15 protein-coding genes are annotated in these 18995 nt (G+C 38.7%); 6 read left to right on the forward strand and 9 right to left on the reverse strand.

The window, feature by feature from the left end; all coding sequences use genetic code 11:
* Positions 1-35: 35 nt before the first annotated feature.
* From BM000_RS05135 to BM000_RS05170, 6 genes are all read right to left on the reverse strand, one after another.
* The gene (locus BM000_RS05135; RefSeq protein ID WP_177178213.1) at positions 36-662 is read right to left on the reverse strand and encodes a thioredoxin domain-containing protein; all 627 of its coding nucleotides are present in this window, start codon (positions 660-662) and stop codon (positions 36-38) included.
* A gap of 1003 nt (positions 663-1665) precedes the next feature.
* The gene (locus tag BM000_RS05150; RefSeq protein ID WP_177178214.1) at positions 1666-1908 is read right to left on the reverse strand and encodes a nuclease-related domain-containing protein; all 243 of its coding nucleotides are present in this window, start codon (positions 1906-1908) and stop codon (positions 1666-1668) included.
* Positions 1909-2385: 477 nt separating this feature from the next.
* Positions 2386-3543: a mannitol-1-phosphate 5-dehydrogenase gene (locus BM000_RS05155; RefSeq protein WP_091495518.1), complete on the reverse strand. Its 1158-nt coding sequence runs from the start codon at positions 3541-3543 to the stop codon at positions 2386-2388.
* Positions 3544-3978 (reverse strand): PTS mannitol transporter subunit IIA, encoded by a 435-nt coding sequence (locus BM000_RS05160; protein WP_091495520.1) that lies wholly within the window; start codon positions 3976-3978, stop codon positions 3544-3546.
* 14 nt (positions 3979-3992) lie between these two features.
* Positions 3993-6086, reverse strand: coding sequence for a BglG family transcription antiterminator (locus BM000_RS05165; RefSeq protein ID WP_177178215.1), 2094 nt, complete (start codon positions 6084-6086; stop codon positions 3993-3995).
* A 259-nt stretch (positions 6087-6345) separates the two neighbouring features.
* On the reverse strand, positions 6346-7758 hold the full coding sequence (locus BM000_RS05170; RefSeq protein WP_091495524.1) for a PTS mannitol transporter subunit IIBC: 1413 nt from the start codon (positions 7756-7758) through the stop codon (positions 6346-6348).
* A gap of 222 nt (positions 7759-7980) precedes the next feature.
* Between BM000_RS05170 and BM000_RS05175 the strand changes: the two genes are divergently transcribed.
* Positions 7981-8553, forward strand: coding sequence for a TetR/AcrR family transcriptional regulator (locus BM000_RS05175; protein WP_091495526.1), 573 nt, complete (start codon positions 7981-7983; stop codon positions 8551-8553).
* Between the two features lie 5 nt (positions 8554-8558).
* Positions 8559-9614: a serine hydrolase domain-containing protein gene (locus BM000_RS05180; RefSeq protein ID WP_091495528.1), complete on the forward strand. Its 1056-nt coding sequence runs from the start codon at positions 8559-8561 to the stop codon at positions 9612-9614.
* 142 nt (positions 9615-9756) lie between these two features.
* Here the strand turns inward: BM000_RS05180 and BM000_RS05185 are convergent, their stop codons facing one another.
* The 3 genes from BM000_RS05185 to BM000_RS05195 all read right to left on the reverse strand — a co-directional run bounded on the left by BM000_RS05185 (position 9757) and on the right by BM000_RS05195 (position 14038).
* Positions 9757-10005 (reverse strand): hypothetical protein, encoded by a 249-nt coding sequence (locus BM000_RS05185; RefSeq protein WP_091495531.1) that lies wholly within the window; start codon positions 10003-10005, stop codon positions 9757-9759.
* Between the two features lie 24 nt (positions 10006-10029).
* A complete protein-coding gene (locus BM000_RS05190) occupies positions 10030-11040 on the reverse strand; it encodes an AimR family lysis-lysogeny pheromone receptor (protein WP_091495533.1) in 1011 nt (336 codons plus the stop codon).
* Between the two features lie 310 nt (positions 11041-11350).
* A complete protein-coding gene (locus BM000_RS05195) occupies positions 11351-14038 on the reverse strand; it encodes a cation-transporting P-type ATPase (RefSeq protein ID WP_091495536.1) in 2688 nt (895 codons plus the stop codon).
* Positions 14039-14331: 293 nt separating this feature from the next.
* Between BM000_RS05195 and BM000_RS05200 the strand changes: the two genes are divergently transcribed.
* From BM000_RS05200 to BM000_RS05215, 4 genes are all read left to right on the forward strand, one after another.
* Positions 14332-14964: a DUF421 domain-containing protein gene (locus BM000_RS05200; RefSeq protein WP_245751581.1), complete on the forward strand. Its 633-nt coding sequence runs from the start codon at positions 14332-14334 to the stop codon at positions 14962-14964.
* 223 nt (positions 14965-15187) lie between these two features.
* Entirely contained in the window at positions 15188-15988 is an 801-nt protein-coding gene (locus BM000_RS05205; RefSeq protein WP_091495539.1) for an ABC transporter ATP-binding protein, read from the forward strand.
* Between the two features lie 30 nt (positions 15989-16018).
* Positions 16019-17005, forward strand: coding sequence for an ABC transporter substrate-binding protein (locus BM000_RS05210; RefSeq protein ID WP_091495541.1), 987 nt, complete (start codon positions 16019-16021; stop codon positions 17003-17005).
* A gap of 4 nt (positions 17006-17009) precedes the next feature.
* On the forward strand, positions 17010-18995 hold the full coding sequence (locus BM000_RS05215) for an iron ABC transporter permease (RefSeq protein WP_091495543.1): 1986 nt from the start codon (positions 17010-17012) through the stop codon (positions 18993-18995).

Here is an 18995-nt window from a genome sequence, read left to right on the forward strand (position 1 = left end):
TGCCCCTTTTCCTGTAATCGTTGTAGCTAGCTTAGTTACCGAATAAGATTATGAATTTCATCAATATCAAATGGCTCATTTACTTTTACACCGTTAACATAGACTGAGGGAACTGTTTCAACATTCAACCCTCTTTGGTACCTTCTTGACACGTTCATTGAATCAAGCTCTGGCTCTTGAAGCATTAGCTCAGAATCCAGCGCAAATTCTGCAACAAGATCACTAATATAAGCATCAGTTCCCCAATAACCATCATCGTCCTCTGATTGGGAATCTTGAATAATGCGGCGCGCAACAGCAAAGTATTGTTCAGGTGCATGACGAATAATATTCTGATCAAAATTGGCAAGTCTTAAAGAAGCATTATCTAAAAAAGTCATTGCTTGAATTCTAAATGTAGCCTCTCCAGTTGTAATATATTCTTCCTCTAACTCAGGAAGCACCTCTTCCATCCAGACCTTACACCACGGACAAGAATAGTCTAAAGCCAGTAAAATCTCTGTTTCTGCATCTTCATCACCTAAGTAAACAAGTGGCTGATCATCAACGGGTGTTGTATCATACACTGTTACTGATAGCGCTCGTACTGTTAACCAAATTGCTAAACCAATTACGACAACACCAAAAGTACTTCCTAATATTATTAAATTTCTTTTAGACAAGTTCATACACTCCCTTAACCAAGTAGATAAATTTACTTTACCTCATCTTGGGTCTTTTTGCTAGAAATATAAATGATTTGTATTAGCTTTTCATTCATTACTTGGGGGATACTCTGTTTCTGCCTTAACGCATTAGGTGCTTACGTTGACCTGAATTGGATTTTTGCTTCCCAAGTTAACGCATTCGGCTTTTCCGTTAACTTGGATTGGCTTTTTGCCTTCCACGTTAACGCATCCGGCTTTTCCGTTAACCTGGATTGACTTTTCGCCTTCCACGTTAACGCATCCGGCTTTTTCGTTAACCTGGATTGGCTTTTCACTTTCCACGTTAACGCATCTGGCGCTTCTGTTAACCTAGAACAAGCAGGTATCCTTTTATAGATTGGAAAAACCAATTAATAAATAAAGACTAAATAAAATGAGATTTCTTTCCATTATTAACGAACTTCAAATGCTGGTTAAGTACTTTTCTGCACCAGTGTTTTGAAACTATGCCTCCACAAAGATCAAACAACTTAGCTGTGGTCAATCTTGACCCAGAAAATAACAATCGATAAGCTTTTATGTTAGACAAGATACCTGTTTCACAACTTATTAGATTTTTGCAACGCTGACAATGAAATTGCTTGGTACTTTTTGCGAAGAGCAAACCCGAACAGTCCGAACAAAATATTCCTGCCTTTAAAGCACCTAAACTATACTCTGGAATTTGCTCAAATCGAGAGTTATCTAATTGATAGGAAAGGAGATGGCTAGCAAGCTTTTGATCATAGATACTCGGTTGATTTAAGCCAATTGTCTTTTTAAGAAAACGACTAATTTGCTAATAGAAAATAATAGGATCATGAGGTGAGGCTTGGTAGAGGACAAAAGAAGGATTCGTAAAAACGACGTAGCTCTCAACTTGGGCTTTTAACTTTGCAGCATGCAACGCTCGTCTTAAAACTGATGCTGTCCTTTGAATTTGCAGAAGGGGATTTTTAATCTCTAATTTCAAAGCCATTCAATACCAACAATCATTTTCGAGATAGTAATCGCCTTGATAATTCTTTACTTCAAGGACGTATAACTGTTGATTTTTCACTATCAGTGCGTCAATCTGCACCTCAGTTTGGTTAATACTTATTAACAAGTCTTGCAAATATACCCCATTTACCTTAGACTGTTGAATCGCTTGACCAAGTTGAACTTCCCCCTCATAGCCTAATTGTAAATGCTCAAGATAGTTAAGTTGTTCTAGCGACAACTGCATTCTCAAGTTAAGATGTTCATAAATAGCAAGCAGTCTTGATTTTCACCTATTTACTAGTTGAGACATTTAATCCCCTCCCTTCACTAGCTTAAATAAAGTATTCGACACTTTCGCGAGATCTCCCTCTTTTAACTATAGATTGTTTTTTTAAAAAAAGTCTATTAATTTTAACCAGTCTATTGAAGAATACAATCAAGATCTGTTTTTTAATCATCCATACTGCCCTAATTATTTTTTGTGCAATTCACTTGAAAAGATTCTTCATTTTTGCTCAAACCAGCAAATTCAGCTCGTTACCTAGCCTTAGAGCAGTTCAACTAAACAAACCACTTTAGTTCAATTTAAAAAATTAGCATTATTTTCAATTTCTATTTCTTGTTATTTTACATCTGTTCATAAAGCGGGAATAGGTTAGCCTAAGCTACATATTAAAGCCTGGGCTTTAATATTAAAACCCAGGCTTTAAGCTTACTATTTTAATTCCTTTAATACTTCTAACTGCGCTAATGCAGCTTTAATGACTGGATGCTCTACATCTAATTCGGTTACCAACGCAAGCGCTTTTTGGTAGCCATTTTCTTTAACTGACCATTGTAACTCCTTAGCCTCTTGATCTTCTACAAAATCATAGCTTACTGCCGCCGCAATTGCTTTAGCTAAGTAAGGAGGTGCCTCGCCAAATAAATCTAAATAAAGCGTTGCTGGGCGAATAAATCGGTCATTTTTACCGAGCTTCCGGAGCGGACCGCGCGCAACACGGGTTAATTCATCCGAAATATGCGGGTTTAAGAAGCGCCCAATAATTTTTTCAATATACGCTTCATGCTCAGCTTGGTCAAACCCAAATTGCTTGACAATGACGCGGCCTGTTTCGGATAGAGCGCCTTTGACAATATCAAGAACCGGTGGCGAATCCATAGCCTCCTTAACCGTATCTAAGCCTAGATAGTAGCCTAGATAGGCGGCGACTGCATGCCCTGTATTAACGGTAAATAACTTTCGCTCAATGAAAGGTGCTAAGTCTGAAACATAGGTAATTCCCTTAACATCAGGCTTCTCACCTTTAATACCTTGCTCATCAACAACCCACTCATAATAAGGCTCAACAGAAACGGTCAATAACTCTTCATGCGATTGATTCGGAACAATGCGGTCAACAGCAGCATTTGGGAAGCCGACTAGTGCTTCGACAGCAGGACGCTGAATTTCCGGTATTCTTTCAAGAACATGCTGCTTTAATAAATCACTACCACCAATCATATTCTCACAAGCAATCACATTAACTGGTGTCTGATTATTTTCAAATCGCTTTAATAAACCCTTTGCGATAACATCGGCGATTAATGGTAAAATACCTGCCCCTACAGCAGTGGTTATGACGTCTGCTTCAACAATTGCTTCAATGACTGCATCAGGATCTTTAATGCTATTAATTCCTGAAATATTTTCAATAACCTCCTGTTGCTGGGCTTCATCCGCTAAGGTTACCGTGTATTTTTGCTTTTGATTAATCTCATTAATGACTTTCTCATTAACATCGACGAAAACAGTATGGTAACCAGCACGGTATAACAACATGCCAATAAAGCCACGACCAATGTTCCCCGCTCCAAAATGGACAGCCTTCATTTAATTCACCCCACTAAATAAGTTAAGGATCTCTTCCTTCGATGATGCTTGAATTAATTTTTGAATATTCTCTTCTTCGGCACAAACTAGTGCAATTTTCGATAAAATCTCAAGGTGCTCATCACCTTTGCCAGCAATACCAATTAAGATATTGACGGTATTACCATTAAAATCGACACCACTTGGCGTAATAACGACAGATAGTCCGGTTTCTTTTACCGCTTTCTTAGCGTCATCGGTACCGTGAGGAATGGCAACATTGTTACCGATATAAGTCGATGTAATTTCCTCACGTTCTAACATCTTCTCAACATACGATGCTTCTACATAACCATTCTCTACTAGAATTTTCCCTGTAAACCGAATAGCTTCCTCTTTACTACTTAAATTAGCACCTAACACAATATTATCTGCTGTTAAAATTTCTTTCGTCATGTTGAACACTCCATTCATAATTTTTCATTTATAAATTGATTAAGTTGCTGAGCCAAGTATTGTTTTATTTTCCCTTTATCATTGGACTCAAACAATTCAATTGTCTTTTCATTTCTAATAATTAATGCACTAATATGACTTAGAATTTCTAAGCCCTCATTCTGGACATCCTTCGGTGATAGCATAACCAACAACACCCGACTCTCCATCGGCTTATTATCCATTCCCATTACTTCAACAGCACTTCCTAAGCTAAAAATAATGAACAGTGGCTGCCTGATTTGTTCGTGCCTAGCATGAAAAAGCGTTAATGCTGTATTTGGAATGCCTAGACCACCTAGCCGCTCACGCTCAAGTAGCACTTGATAAATCGGCTCACTATTGTCCAGTCGCTGGAGCGCTTTAATTTGCGTGCTTGCTACATGAAGCGCCTCATCCTTAGTTGGCTTTCCTGAAATCTGATGAACATCAAATTGTTGTAATAAATCAAACGTTATTTTACCATAAGCTTGCATTTTTTTTAACCGATTTAAAATTTCCTGTTCATTAAGCAAGCCCTCCTGAGCGGGCTTTATTTTTTTTCGATTTACCTTTAATGCCTTTTGATTAATAATTGTCTTAAGTTCAGCAATTTCTTGATTAGTTAAAATGGGCGAAACTAAAACATAATCATCAATTTGTTCCCTTAGCGGGATTGTTGAAATGACAAGATCATAGTGCTCTGGTAGAACATTGTTCAATTCAAACAACGAGCAATTATCAATGCGATCAATTTCACTTATTTCTTGTTGGATTCGCGAGGCTAGCATCTTAGAAGTCCCAATCCCACTCGAGCAAATAACAAGGGCAGACAGTTTAAGTTGTTGATCCCTTTGGATGGTCGCTGCCGCAAAGTGTAAAACAAGATAGGCAATTTCCTCATCTGGAAAAACCACACCATGAAAGACTTCAACACAAGCTGATTTAATAACCTTAAATAATGCTTGATAGTCACGCCTAATTTCAGCCATTAAAGGGTTGCTAATATGCATATCCTTTTGAATGCGATAAATGGTCGGTTTTAGATGTGTCAACAAATCGTTAAATAGCCCTTGATGATTCGATAGTGATGTTTGAATCTTTTCTTCTACTGTTGTGATGAGTGCCTTCGTCTGATAAGCGATATCAATTGAAGATTCTTCGAGCAAATAATCATTATCCGTTCTTAACTTGGCACCAAGCAAATGCATGGTAATGTATCCGATCTCATCAACCGGTATCTTCAATTTGAAGGCATCTTGCAGCTCTTGAATAATTTTTTCAGCAATCTGGTATTCCTTAGAATGCTTTAATTCATTCAAATAATTCAAATCAAAATGGATACGCTCACCCTTCTGAATGCGTTCAATTGCTAAGGCTAAGTGGACGACTAGACCAATATAGGAGCTATCCGCTAGTGCATAAGGTAAATCATTTCTGACATGTTCAATACTCTTTTCAATCGTCACCAGCTTTGATTGATCAACAAGACCAAGTAAACGGTCAGAGATAGAATCAAGTGGTTGCTTCGACCGCTTCTCAATGTTTTGTTTAATTAACATCATAAAATCAAGCTCATCAACATACTTGGTAATGAGGTGACTTAAGGCTGCCCGCTTGCTTGATTCCTTGCCCTCGACTTTAACCCCATATCCTCGTTTACGGACAAGACTAAGCTTATACTCCTCTAGGATAGCTTCGAGCTTATCAAGGTCATTACTCACTGTCGCAATCGTTACATTAAGCTCGTTCGCTAACGTAAATAGCTTAATCGGTTCTAGTGCTTCTAACAATGATGTTAGAATAATTGCATGGCGTTCTTCTGGTGTATAATCAGTATACTCAACCTGAGTCATTGACAAATTCAATCGCTCTTTATTCGCTTTATCCCCTTCAAGACTTACGCCAACACCTGTTTTCTTATTTAATAATAAATCATGCTCATCAAGAATACTTTCCACTACTTTTAAATCTCTGTGGATTGTTCGACTACTTACATCAAGGGCTCTAGCTAGCTTTTCAATCGTAATGCCATTTTCATTGTTGAGTAGTTCCTCAATAATTCTGCGTTCTCGTCCTGATATATACACATTCACCACTCTCTTCAATTATTCTTTACTCTGACTTGTTGACATATGACAGTTTACTATACCCTACTCCATAATAATAAATCCTTGTTTTTCATGAATTCAATAAAAAAAAGATGTGATTTCGTCCTTGGAGTTGTTGACATTATTTAATTGCCGTTAAAACCTTAGCTTACAATCACCAATTAAAATTCTCAAATCAAAAAAGGCTAAACAAGAAAAAACCTTACCCAAGAAAAAGGGCAAGGTTTCTCATTCGGTTTTATTTACTTAAGTCTTGAACAAGCTCTTCATATTTAGGGCTATTCAAGAAATTATCTACTGACACGTGATAAGCATCTGCTTTTTTCGCTTTGGCACGGTCGGTTAAATCTTTGTGCGTAATAATAACATCAGCATCATTTGGAATATCATTAATGGCTTTATTGGTAACTTCAATATCAATATTTGCTTTTTTAAATTTATCTCTTAGTAAAGAAGCACCCATTGCACTTGAACCCATCCCCGCGTCACAAGCAAAGACCACCTTGTTCACTGTATCAGCACTAATTGCTGTTACACTCGCTTGGCTGAATGAACCTGATACTGAGCTTTTCTTCCCTTTCATTTCTTCCATCTTACCTGCTGCTGCAGAGATATCCTCATCATCGTCACCTTTACTTGATTTTAAGATAACGGATGCGACAAGGAAGGACACAGCTGTTGCGATCAGCACCCCAGCAATTACTCCGATGTAGTTGCCTCTAGGTGTCATGGCAAGCAAAGCGAAGATACTACCTGGTGATGGTGACGCTGCTAACCCGACACCGAATAATGAGAAGGTTAATACACCACTTGCGCCACCGGCAATAGCTGCTAAGATAAGCATTGGTTTCATTAAAACATATGGGAAGTAAATTTCATGAATCCCACCTAAGAAGTGAATGATTGATGCTCCAGAAGCAGAAGCTCTTGATGCACCTTTACCAAAGACCATGAAGGCTAATAAAATACCTAAACCAGGTCCTGGATTTGTTTCAATTAGGAAGAAAATTGATTTCCCTACTTCAGCTACTTGCTCAGAACCTAGTGGTGTAAACACACCATGGTTAATAACATTATTTAAAAATAAAATCTTTGCTGGTTCAACTAATATACTTGCTAATGGTAATAAGCCAGCGTCAACGATTGTGCCTACACCATTACCAATAACTCTATTTAACGCACTGACTAGTGGGCCAAATGAGACAACACCAAATCCTGCAATGATTGCACCTAGAATACCAGCAGAAAAGTTGTTGTAAAGCATCTCAAACCCAGAACGAATTTTCGGTAAGAATGGTTTATCAAACTGTTTAATTAAATATGCTGCTAATGGACCCATAATCATTGCCCCTAGGAACATTGGTGTTCCAGCAGCACCAACGATAACCCCCATCGTCGCTACAGCACCGACAACGCCCCCACGGATATCATAGACCATTTTACCGCCTGTATAACCAATTAATAACGGTAATAAATAGTTAATCATTGGACCAACTAATTGTTCTAATGTTTCATTTGGAATCCAACCGTCTGGAATAAATAATGCGGTAATAAATCCCCATGCGATAAATGCGGCAATGTTTGGCATAACCATCCCACTTAAGTAACTACCAAACTGCTGTACTTTAGCACGAACCCCTTGTTTTGACATGAAAAAAATCCCCTTTCAACTATTAATAATTAAGAATAATTACTACACCTTAATGATAAAGCGGTTACAGGTTTGTTTCAATCATTTCCAAAGCTATATTTGTCACAGCGTTTGTTGACAAGATTGAAATACCCAGTTTAGCTTGCCAACTGGTACAAATAATTATATAGTATAAATAACAATCGTTATATAACTAATGTAATTTAAAGAAAGGGAGATTATATGCCACCAAAGCAGCGGTTTAGCCGTCAACAGATTGTCGATGCAGCCTTCTATATTGCTGAGCATGAAGGAATTGATCAAATTACCATGCGCAAGGTTGCGAAGCAGTTAAAAAGCTCAGTTGCGCCAATTTATGTTAACTTCACAGATATTGAGCAGCTTAAACAAGCGGTATTTGCCGAAATTGTTGTGACGAGTCAACGATTATTAAATGAAAGAAAAACGAATCAGCCTTTTCGCGATATTGGGATCGCTAGTCTAAATTTCGCACAAAGGTATCCATTATTATTTAATGATTTTGTGTTAAAACAGAATAATTATTTGTCAAGCTTTGACCAAAACATGTGGCCAACTCTAATTAATCAAATGAAAACCGACCCAGCCTTAGTATCGTTAAGTGAAGAAGCATTGGCACACTTACTTATGAACATGCGTATTTTTCAGCTTGGTTTATCCATCATGACAGCAAATCAATTGTTACCTCAAGAATGGGACGACAAGCAGACGACTGACCGCCTGGATGAAGCAGCATCCGCATTTATTAAAGCATTAGATACCAACAAGGGGAAGTGATTATTATGACTGATCACCGTCAATTTGATCAAATTGTTGCGCGTATGATAAAAAATAAGTATGTCAAAGGTGCGGTGCTACATGTAAAAAAAGGACATGATTTTAGTTGGTCTGGAGGAGCAGGTAGTATTGAAGCTGATCAGCCTTTTTTTATCGCAAGTGTGACGAAGTTTTTTGTAACCGCAATTGTGCTACAGTTATTAGAACAACAGCAACTATGCTTAGCTGATCCCATTACCAAGTATTTAGCCCCGTCCTTGACTAATAAATTACATGTTAAAAATGGCATTGAATACACCAGTCAGATAACAATTAAGCATTTAATCTCAAACACTTCCGGCATTGCTGATTATTATTCGTCTAAATCAATGGATGGCAAAGTTATTAGCCATGACCTAGCAAAAGGGATAGATAAGGCTTGGCCCTTAGAAGAAGTAATTATTGTTAATCAAAAGCTAGCACCTAAGTTTGTCCCTGGTGAAAAAAGAAAGGTGCATTACTCAGATACGAACTACCAACTACTCGGTCGCATTCTTGAGAACATAACCGGCCTAACAATTGCCGAACTGTTTCAACATTATGTGTTTGACAAAGTAGAATTAGCGGACAGCTATGTCTACTTGGACCCAGAAGACAAAAAACCAGCACCTTTTTACTATCACAAAAGGAAATTGTGGGTACCGAACTATATGACATCCGTTCCAGTTGAAGGTGGAATTGTGTCAACAGGTACTGATTTAATAAAGTTTATGACAGCCTTTTTCAGCGGACAATTGTTTGATCAACAGCTAATTGAAGAATTGAAGGATTGGCGACGCATCTGGTTCCCAGGACAGTTCTATTTTGGCGTTGGTTTAGAAAAGCTCTGGACACCACGCTTCATTGCGCCACGGACACCGATTAATGAGTTACTAGGCTTTTGGGGACAGACTGGCTCTTTTGCTTTTTATAATCCTGAACGAGATGTTTATCTTACTGGTACAGTAAATCAAGCTAATGGTCTAGCACATTCGAGCGCCTTCAAGGCCATGATTAGCTGTATCAAACAGCTAAGTGAATAAGAGTGTTGAAAAAAAAAAGCGATTGAATAATAAACTAAAGTGAATGAACTAGGGCACAATGCATTGGTGCAAACAGCATGCGTTATAGCGACGAAGACGTTAAACAGGACCTCCTGATAAGTAGGAGATCCTGTTTAGATAATTAAATTGGCCGACCATCGCCTGGATCATTTTGATTATAATGATCATCTATGCTTAATGGCCATGGACCGATGACTCCAGGGTCTCTCTGAAGTTGCTGATCGTCTACACTTAATGGCCACGGTCCAATGACGCCTGGATCACTTTGTTGAGATTCCGTTGCTATAGTATCCTGTTGTGCAAACACAGCTGAAAAGTTAAAAATAAGAGTTAATGTTACTAAAATGCTTAAAAACCATTTTTTCATCATTTTTCTTCCCCTTTTCTTTTCATACTAGCTTGATAACTCTTTTAATATATTAAGAGGAAGGCGGGCAAAAAAGTAATCACTACGTTGCTCGATAAATTCATTATAGGATTGTTGTAGTAAATGGCGATCCTGGCGGGCTCGTCCTAAAAAATATTTAGTAAATGGTGTATGGTCTTTAATGTCAGCTAATAAACGTTCCACTTCATGTAAGTTACCACGCACCAATGCTAAGTGAGCCTGTTCATTTCGATCATTCGTAACAATTCCTTCAGGCTTATTAAAATGTGCATAGATAAATGGACGATTTCGCTGCTCAATCATGTTAATCAATCGGTCCACTTTTAGCGTAGTTGCAATACGATAAGCTTCTTCCAGATGAAAGCTAGCTGAGTTAAAATCATCAAAAATGTATGTTAAGCTTAAGTTAACGTTTAATTCTGCTAGATACAAATGGTTAGTCGCTCTCGTTAATAGATTAAAGCCATATTTTCTTGCCAGTAACATATCATTACGCTTCCAATGATAAAAAAACAAGATTTTCTCTAAGCGATTTAATACAAAAGGACGCAATATGGGATGACTTACTTGATAGGTCTTATCACGAAAGTCCTCTAACTCTTCGCCTACCCAAGTGAAATTGTAGTGCATGAGTTGCAACGAAATTTTTAATGCGGAAATGAACGCCTTTAGGGCCGGATCATTTGTTGTAATTACATTCAACTGCTGATAAATGATGCTAAATGATAAGGAATCACTATCAAATGCCAAAGTTAGCTCAAAGAATCGTGCCCAATCTTGATTATTCTTAATCAGTGAAGCCTTGTTCTTTTTTAATAATTGAAGTAAGTCTTGATGAAAGTTATGAGCATATAAGAACTCCATTCCTATACACATTGAATAAGAATCTGTTGTATTCTTGTAATATTGACACCAAGCCTTATTATGATCCTTCTCGGCGACATCTTCAGCAAGCCAGCTTTTAAACTGCTCAGCACTTAAAGAAGCTTGTCTCGTTACATCCTTAAGTAATAGCATTTTTTCCCTCCTTCCTACATAATCTATTGATATATACTAGCTTCCCACATAAATACACGAGTTTCAAGCGAACACAGCGTAAAACCGTTCGACAAATTTTGCTTATAAAAATTTTCCAATGTACTATGTTCCACCGTTTTTTTAAAAGCGAAGATTTATATAAAAACTAATGACTAAAGATTACTCTATCATTAACAATCCCATTAAGAATGACATTAATTATTATTTATTAAATTTTATTCGATAATGCATCGTTGACAACAAGCCACCCTCTAAACAATTAAATTGTCTAAAGGGTGGTAACTAGAGCTTAACTTACTGCTTTGCGATTCGAATGGGCTTGACTAATCTTTCTTGTAATAAATTTTTCAATTTCAATGACAATAAAACCAATAATTCCGATTAAAAACGGATAAAGCCAATACTCTGCTTCAATTGGATATAAACCGAAAATATCACTTAAGAATGGCGTATAGGTAATCCCGACTTGCAGGAGTACCAATAATCCTGCTAAACCAAAAGCAATTTTATTAGAGAAGAAATCCTTGTTAAAAGCAAATTGGCGTTCATTACGAACGTTGAATACATGAAATACTTGGGCAATAACAATTGAATGTAGCGTAATTGTATTGACTTGCTCAGCAGTATATTGTGCCGTATCACCAAGTAATGTTACATTCATAACCATAATTGCGCCACCAATTAGGACCGACATTAATAAAATCCTAAAAACATAATAGCCGCTTAACAGTTTTGCATCTGGACTTCTAGGCGGACGTTGCATCGCTCCAGCCTCAAGCTTTTCGAATGCTAATGCGAACGACACGGTTACCGCCGTTACCATGTTCACGTATAACACCTGAATTGGGGTTAACGGCATATCTATTCCGATTAACAGGGCAGAGATAATCAGAAACGCCTCAGCTCCGTTTGTTGGCAAAATAAACAAAATGGTCTTCTTTAGGTTGTCATAGACACGACGCCCTTCTTTTACAGCGTTAACAATGGTTTTAAAGTTATCATCAACGAGAACCATTTCAGATGCTTCTTTCGCAACCTCTGTTCCTTTCACACCCATTGCTACACCGATGTCAGCACGTTTCAAAGCAGGTGCATCATTCACACCATCACCCGTCATCGCACAAACCTCACCATTTTTCTGCAAAGCTTTTACTAGCTGCAGCTTATTCTCTGGGCTTGTTCGAGCAAAGACATCAACATCTTCAACGATCGCTTTTAGCTCTTGATCAGACATTCGATCAATTTCACGACCTTCAACAACTCGATCACGTTCGGTAAGACCCATTTGTTTCGCAATAGCAAGCGCCGTTTCTTTATGGTCACCGGTAATCATTTTCACTTGAATCCCAGCACGCCGACAAACTTTGACTGCCTCGACTGCTTCTTCACGAGGTGGGTCCATAATACCGGCTAGACCAATTATCGTAAGTCCGGCAGCTACATCGTGATGATCAATCTCGGTAACAGAGTCCTCTACCTGTTTGACAGCTGCCCCTATAACACGCTCACCCCTACGTGAACGATTGACTAACTGTTCTTCCCAGTACTGGCGCTCCTCAGATCCTTCTTCTAGTCCTGCCATATCAAATAACTTGTCTGGTGCACCTTTTACATAAATAACTTTCCCAGCCTCTTCTTCAACTAGACCTGCCATATATTTATGAGCAGAATCAAACGGAAGCTTTGCGATCATCTCAAGTGGTTCAATTTCACGGTTTGCTTTTTCCGCCAAGGTTACTAAGCAACCCTCAGTCGGCTCACCACTAATTTGCCATTGTCCATCCTCTGCTTTTCTTAATGTCGTATCATTAATTGAGCGGACATTGGTTAGAAATCTTCGCAATGCTTGGTCTTGCTCAACATCGGCAGGTTTACCTTCAAACTTAATTTCGCCTTCTGGTGCATAACCTGTGCCAGTTACTTCATAAATGCGATCTTTTAAAACAACTGATTGAACCGTCATTTCATTCTTTGTCAATGTACCCGTTTTATCTGAGCAAATTACCGTTACTGCTCCTAATGTCTCAACAGATGGTAATGTTCGCATAATGGCATTGTTTTTTGCCATTACCTGAACACCAAGTGCTAATATAATGGATAAAATAGCTGGCAGACCTTCGGGGATGGCTGAGACTGTCAAACTAATGACATAGAGCAGTAATTCACCCCATTCATAGTCATGGAAAAGTAAACCATATACGAATAGTAAGGCTGCAATACCAATAATGACAAATGCGATCATGCGACCAAACTCTGCTATTTGCCTTAGAAGAGGTGTTTCAATCTCCTCAACCTCAGCAATTGACTGATTGATTTGCCCTAATTCTGTATTTGTACCTGTTTCGACGACAATCCCTCGGCCAGAACCAGACACAACTGCTGTCCCAGAAAAAGCCATATTTAAACGATCACCAAGAGTGGTATCTTCTGATAATGTATCCGCATCTTTTTCTACGGATGTTGACTCACCGGTTAAGGGTGATTCTTCAATGGATAAATGATCTGTGGTTATTAAGCGTAGATCTGCAGGAATCTTATCACCAGGGGCTAATAAGACTAAATCACCGGGGACTAACTCACTTGACGCTATCTCCTTTCGCTCACCATTACGGATAACAGTTGCTTGGAGCGATAGCATATTTTTAATACCCTCTAATGCTTTCTCCGCCTTGTTTTCTTGGATATAACCAATTAAGGCGTTAATGACAACGACAATTAAAATAACAATCGTGTCTACATAATGACCTAAGGTAACTGTTAGGACTGCTGCTGCCAACAAAATGTAAATTAGGACATCGTTAAAATGATGAAGAAATTTCAGAAAAGCAGGTGTTTTTTTCGACTCTGGAAGTTCGTTGCTTCCCCACCTATCCTTTGCTTCCTCAATTTGCTCAGAGGTTAAGCCAGCGTTTAAATCGGTCTTAAGCCGCCTCTCAACTTCATCGGTTTCATAGCTATACCATTGTAACCGTTTCATACCCTCATCCTTTCTCCAATAGAATTCCTGCTGTGATCATACCCCTTAGATAATATGCTTCAAAGCAGGTGAACCCATTCGATATTTAAGCAAACATCTAACGGATCTATTATTATTATATGAAAAATCAATTAAATTTTGAAGAAATATGCTTATATGACATTAAAATTACATAATTAGCAAAGATGAGACTTGCTACTATCATTTTTAAATTTTTGCGCTAACCGCCTAGGGATACTTTCACGAATTAATGCCTAAACTATTGTTATAATCATTCTTTAAGGAGAAGCGATATGATTAATGATTTGATCATTTTAACATTAAGAACACCTATTAGTTATCTTGTTATTCTTGCTTTTTTTAGACTTACCGGAAAAAAAGAACTAAGTGAAATTAGTGTGCTTGACATTGGAATTACCCTAATGATTGCTGATTTAGCAGTAAGAATGATTGATAATCCGGAGATTAACTTGCTGATTGGTGTAGCACCTATATTCTTACTTATTACTATTCAATTTCTGTTTTCTTTCCTAACTATGAAAAGCCAAACACTTAGGCATATTATTAACGGTAGACCCACACCCATAATTTATGAGGGAAAATGCCATCAAAAAAATATGCGAAAAAACGGCTATAATTTAAACGATCTGTTTGCTCAATTAAGAGAGCAGAACATCCCAGATGTAAGAGATGTTGAATACGCCTTTCTTGAAAACTCAGGGAACTTAACGATCTTTAGAAAGGGAGAGACCTTCAGCCTTCCGTTAATACAGGATGGTATTCTTCAAAAGGACCATATGCTAATGATGAAATTAACTGAACCTTGGCTAAACAAAGCATTAGCTAGGCAAGGCTTTGACGATTATAAAAAAATATTTATTTGTTCATATGCAGATGGCAAGTTATATATAGAAGAAAAAAATTAGCTCAATGGATTATTTTAGCGTTTTGGTGTATAAAAGAATTTTGCCAACCTTACCAGTTATTATCATTATAGTCTTTTAAAAATACCCTTTCATTGTAAAAAATCACGATTAATCGCTACTATTATTTGAAATAGGTAATGAAATGTTTAAAATGATATTGATTAATCTAAACATTTTGTTTATAATTCGATAATGAGAATCATTTTCAAATAGGAGGGACAAAATGATTTCAGTCGAGGATGTCAAAGTCGGTTATGATGATCAACTTATTATTGATTCACTAAGCATCACGATTCCTAAAGGTCAAATTACTACAATCATTGGGCCCAATGGTTGTGGTAAATCAACATTACTTAAATCAATCGCTCGAATTCTCAAAACAAGCGGTGGTTCAATATATTTAGACGGTAAATCAATTAGTCAGACACCTACCAAAGAGGTTGCTCAGAAAATGGCCATCCTGCCCCAGTCTGCAGAAGCACCTGCTGGTTTAACGGTTAGGGAACTGGTTACTTATGGACGCGCTCCACACCAATCAAGATTTGGGCGCCTAAAGCAGGCTGATCTTGAAGCAATCGATTGGGCGTTAGCAGAAACCGGTTTACATGAGCTAGAGGACCGTGCTATTGATGCATTGTCTGGTGGTCAGCGTCAGCGCGTTTGGATTGCAATGGCATTAGCACAGGATACCGAAGTGGTTATCTTAGATGAGCCAACCACATATTTGGATATGTCTCATCAGCTTGATATCTTACAATTGTTAGAAAAACTGAACAAGAATCAGAAGAAAACAATTGTGATGGTTCTTCATGATCTTAACCATGCTTCACGCTTTTCACATCATTTAATTGCCATGCGCAATGGCGCATTGGTTACTCATGGTGTGCCGAACGACGTGATGACAGCAGCAAACCTTCAATATGTTTTTAATATTAATGCGATGCTAGCCGTCTGTCCATTTAGTCAGAATCCGATTTGTCTTTCCTATGGTAAAGTAGAACAACATGCAGTATCAGCTTCATAATTTAATATAAAGAAAACGAGGATTATAGAGATGAAAAAAATACTTATTCTTATTGCACTTTTCACATTAATATTGGTAGGTTGTATGGCACAGGATGATGCGCCAGCTGATCAAACAGCTGAAGAACCTACAGAAGATCAAACTGTTGGAGAAATTACAATTGTTGATGGATTAGGTGAACACACCTTTGACGGGCCGCAAGAACGTATTGTTGCAATTGAATGGAATGTCGCTGAGGAATTACTTGCCGTAGGCGTTCAGCCGGTTGCTGTTACTGACGTAGAAGGCTTTAATAAATGGGTAACAATTGATCAAGCTTTAGATGAAAGTGTTGTTGATGTTGGCTTACGTCAAGAACCTAATATTGAAGAGATCGCTAAGCTTGAGCCAGATGTTATTGTTGGGGTAACAGGATACCAAGAAGCGATGCTTCCAGAGCTTGAAAAAATCGCACCGGTTGTTCTTCTTGACTCACAATCTGAAGAAGCAATTGCTGATATTTACGCAAGTACATTGAACAATTTACGCACAGTTGCACAGCTTGTAGGTAAAGAGCAAGAAGCTGAGGCAGCAATTACACGCGTCGAAGATCGTATGGCAGAAGCACAAGCGAATATTGAGGCAGCTGACTTAGCTACCCTTGAATTTGTCTTTACCCAAGCATACTCATCAAATGACGTTCCAGAATTCCGTCTATTTACACCTAATTCAATGGTGAGCCATGTCTTAGAAGGAATGGGACTTACTAACAAAATTCAAGATCAAGAAGATGAAGCATACGGGTTTATTACAGCCAATGTAGAAGGTGTCGCAAATTATCAGGAAGCATTGTTCATCCATACTGTTCAGCTTGATGACCCTCTGTTTGAAAACTTATCAAGTAACAGTGCCTGGAATAGTTTACATTTTGTTGAAAATGACCTTATGTTTGATGCTGGTTCAGGTGTGTGGACATTCGGTAGTGTTCTGTCTATGGAAACATTGATTAACAATGTTGAAGAAGCTTTAACGAAGTGATGTTATGAGACTTAAATCATCATTACTATTAGTTGGCTCTATCTTTCTGTTTATTGTCCTTGGGCTCATTCACGTGAGCCAAGGACAAGCCTCTTCAGGCTTTTTTAATTTTTGGCACGAAGTCTGGAACGATTCTCAGCAAATGAATTTTCTGTTACATAGTCGCATGCCTCGCTTTATTATTGGCTGTATTGCAGGAGCTGCCCTAGCAAATGCTGGCATGCTGTTGCAAACGATGACAAAAAACCCTCTTGCTAGTGCAAGTACGCTTGGCATCCATGCTGGGGCGTATTTTTTTGTAGTTGCTTTTGCCATTTTTATTCCTCGAGCAGGGTATTCGTACCCACTACTGATCTCATTAGCCGGTGGATTAATGGCTGCGTTAACGGTCACCTTTCTTGTTGGCAAATCGCTTGACCCTGTCAGAATCGCCTTGACTGGTTTAATTGTCACCATGTTATTTTCCTCGCTAACAAGTGCGCTCCAGCTTTTGTTTGCCAATGAGGTTGGTGGATTATTTCTATGGGGCGCCGGTACGTTGGTTCAGCTTGATTGGTCAGGGGTTCAATTTGCTTCACCTTGGGTAATCGGATTGCTTATTTTTGCTTTAATTATCAGTCACCGCTTTGATTTTCTGTTACTGGGTGATGATGTCGCAATTGGGCTTGGTCAAAACATTACCATAACTAAGGCATTAGGCTGGTTTATTGCAATCTTGTTAACTTCCATTACAGTAGCAGCGGTGGGTCCGATTGGGTTTGTTGGCATTATCGCTCCTCACCTCGTTCGGCTGATGGGATTTACGAAGCATCGCAGCATGATCATTGGTAATATTATTGTTGGAGCGGGCCTATTAATTATGGCGGATATCCTAGTGCGGATTGTCTCGCAAACCGCTGAGCTCCCTGTTGGTGCAATGACGGCTATTATCGGAGCCCCGTGGCTTATTTATTTAGCTTTAAAAATGCGCAAGCAGACAAAATCAGCCGGCAAGGTACTGGAGGGAAAAGTACGGGTTACAAAGCTTGCCCCATTTTATCTTGGGCTAGTATTGGTAACATTATTACTGATTACAACCAGTCTTTCATTTGGCGGAACAAGCTTTACCCGCTTAGCAGAGCTTCCTCAAGAGCTACTGTATAATCGTTTTGTCTGGGATTTCCGGGTCCCACGCGTCTTCGTCAGCTTGTTAATCGGGATGATGATGGCTGGAAGTGGCTTACTGATGCAAACCGTGTTACGCAATCCGCTCGCAGATACCTCTGTGTTAGGGATTTCGTCTGGGGCAAGCGTCTTTGCAATGTTATTCTTACTGGTCTTTCCCCAAGCACCGATCATTTTTGTACCCATTGGGGCCTTTATCGGCGCATTTGTAACGATGGCTATTATTCTGCTCATTAGTGTTCGCAGTGGCTTCCAGCCCATTATTCTCATTCTAATGGGGATTGCTATCTCAGCTGTTGGATCAGCTATTATTCAAATCTTACTCGTGCGAGCTAATCTTTACGCTGGACTTGCCCTCACCTGGCTAGCCGGGAGCACCTATGGCTCAAGTTGGCAGGATTTCAGCATTGTAATTGTAGCTATCGTTGTGATTCTACCAATTGTGATAAGCTTTGCCAAGACATTTGATTTATTAGCATTTGACGATGAAGTCGCAATTGGTCTAGGGGTAAAAGCAGGTAAAATGCGCTTGATTATGATCTTACTAGCTGTCTCACTAACAGCAGTTAGCGTTAGCGTAGTCGGCACCATTGGTTTCATTGGCCTTCTGGCACCACATATCGCAAGACAATTGGTTGGCCCAAAGCTTGTTAAACTTCTGCCATTAAGTTTATTGCTCGGTGGGATGCTTTTAATAAGTGCGGACTTTTTAGGGCGGTTATTACTTGCACCAAAAGAAGTACCAGCCGGCATTATTGTCTCCCTGATTGGCGCTCCCTACCTTCTCTATTTATTAAAGCGAATGAACCGGGTTAAAGCAAAGTAG

This window comes from Amphibacillus marinus (assembly GCF_900110345.1).
GTDB classification, from domain to species: Bacteria; Bacillota; Bacilli; order Bacillales; family Amphibacillaceae; genus Amphibacillus_D; species Amphibacillus_D marinus.

What these genes read in the sequence shown, in the direction of transcription:
- BM000_RS05155 (WP_091495518.1), bottom strand. Translation starts at nt 3,543, where the DNA reads ATGAAGGCTGTCCATTTTGGAGCGGGGAACATTGGTCGTGGCTTTATT.
- BM000_RS05160 (WP_091495520.1), bottom strand. Translation starts at nt 3,978, where the DNA reads ATGACGAAAGAAATTTTAACAGCAGATAATATTGTGTTAGGTGCTAAT.
- BM000_RS05170 (WP_091495524.1), bottom strand. Translation starts at nt 7,758, where the DNA reads ATGTCAAAACAAGGGGTTCGTGCTAAAGTACAGCAGTTTGGTAGTTAC.
- BM000_RS05175 (WP_091495526.1), top strand. Translation starts at nt 7,981, where the DNA reads ATGCCACCAAAGCAGCGGTTTAGCCGTCAACAGATTGTCGATGCAGCC.
- BM000_RS05180 (WP_091495528.1), top strand. Translation starts at nt 8,559, where the DNA reads ATGACTGATCACCGTCAATTTGATCAAATTGTTGCGCGTATGATAAAA.
- BM000_RS05185 (WP_091495531.1), bottom strand. Translation starts at nt 10,005, where the DNA reads ATGATGAAAAAATGGTTTTTAAGCATTTTAGTAACATTAACTCTTATT.
- BM000_RS05190 (WP_091495533.1), bottom strand. Translation starts at nt 11,040, where the DNA reads ATGCTATTACTTAAGGATGTAACGAGACAAGCTTCTTTAAGTGCTGAG.
- BM000_RS05195 (WP_091495536.1), bottom strand. Translation starts at nt 14,038, where the DNA reads ATGAAACGGTTACAATGGTATAGCTATGAAACCGATGAAGTTGAGAGG.
- BM000_RS05200 (WP_245751581.1), top strand. Translation starts at nt 14,332, where the DNA reads ATGATTAATGATTTGATCATTTTAACATTAAGAACACCTATTAGTTAT.
- BM000_RS05205 (WP_091495539.1), top strand. Translation starts at nt 15,188, where the DNA reads ATGATTTCAGTCGAGGATGTCAAAGTCGGTTATGATGATCAACTTATT.
- BM000_RS05210 (WP_091495541.1), top strand. Translation starts at nt 16,019, where the DNA reads ATGAAAAAAATACTTATTCTTATTGCACTTTTCACATTAATATTGGTA.
- BM000_RS05215 (WP_091495543.1), top strand. Translation starts at nt 17,010, where the DNA reads ATGAGACTTAAATCATCATTACTATTAGTTGGCTCTATCTTTCTGTTT.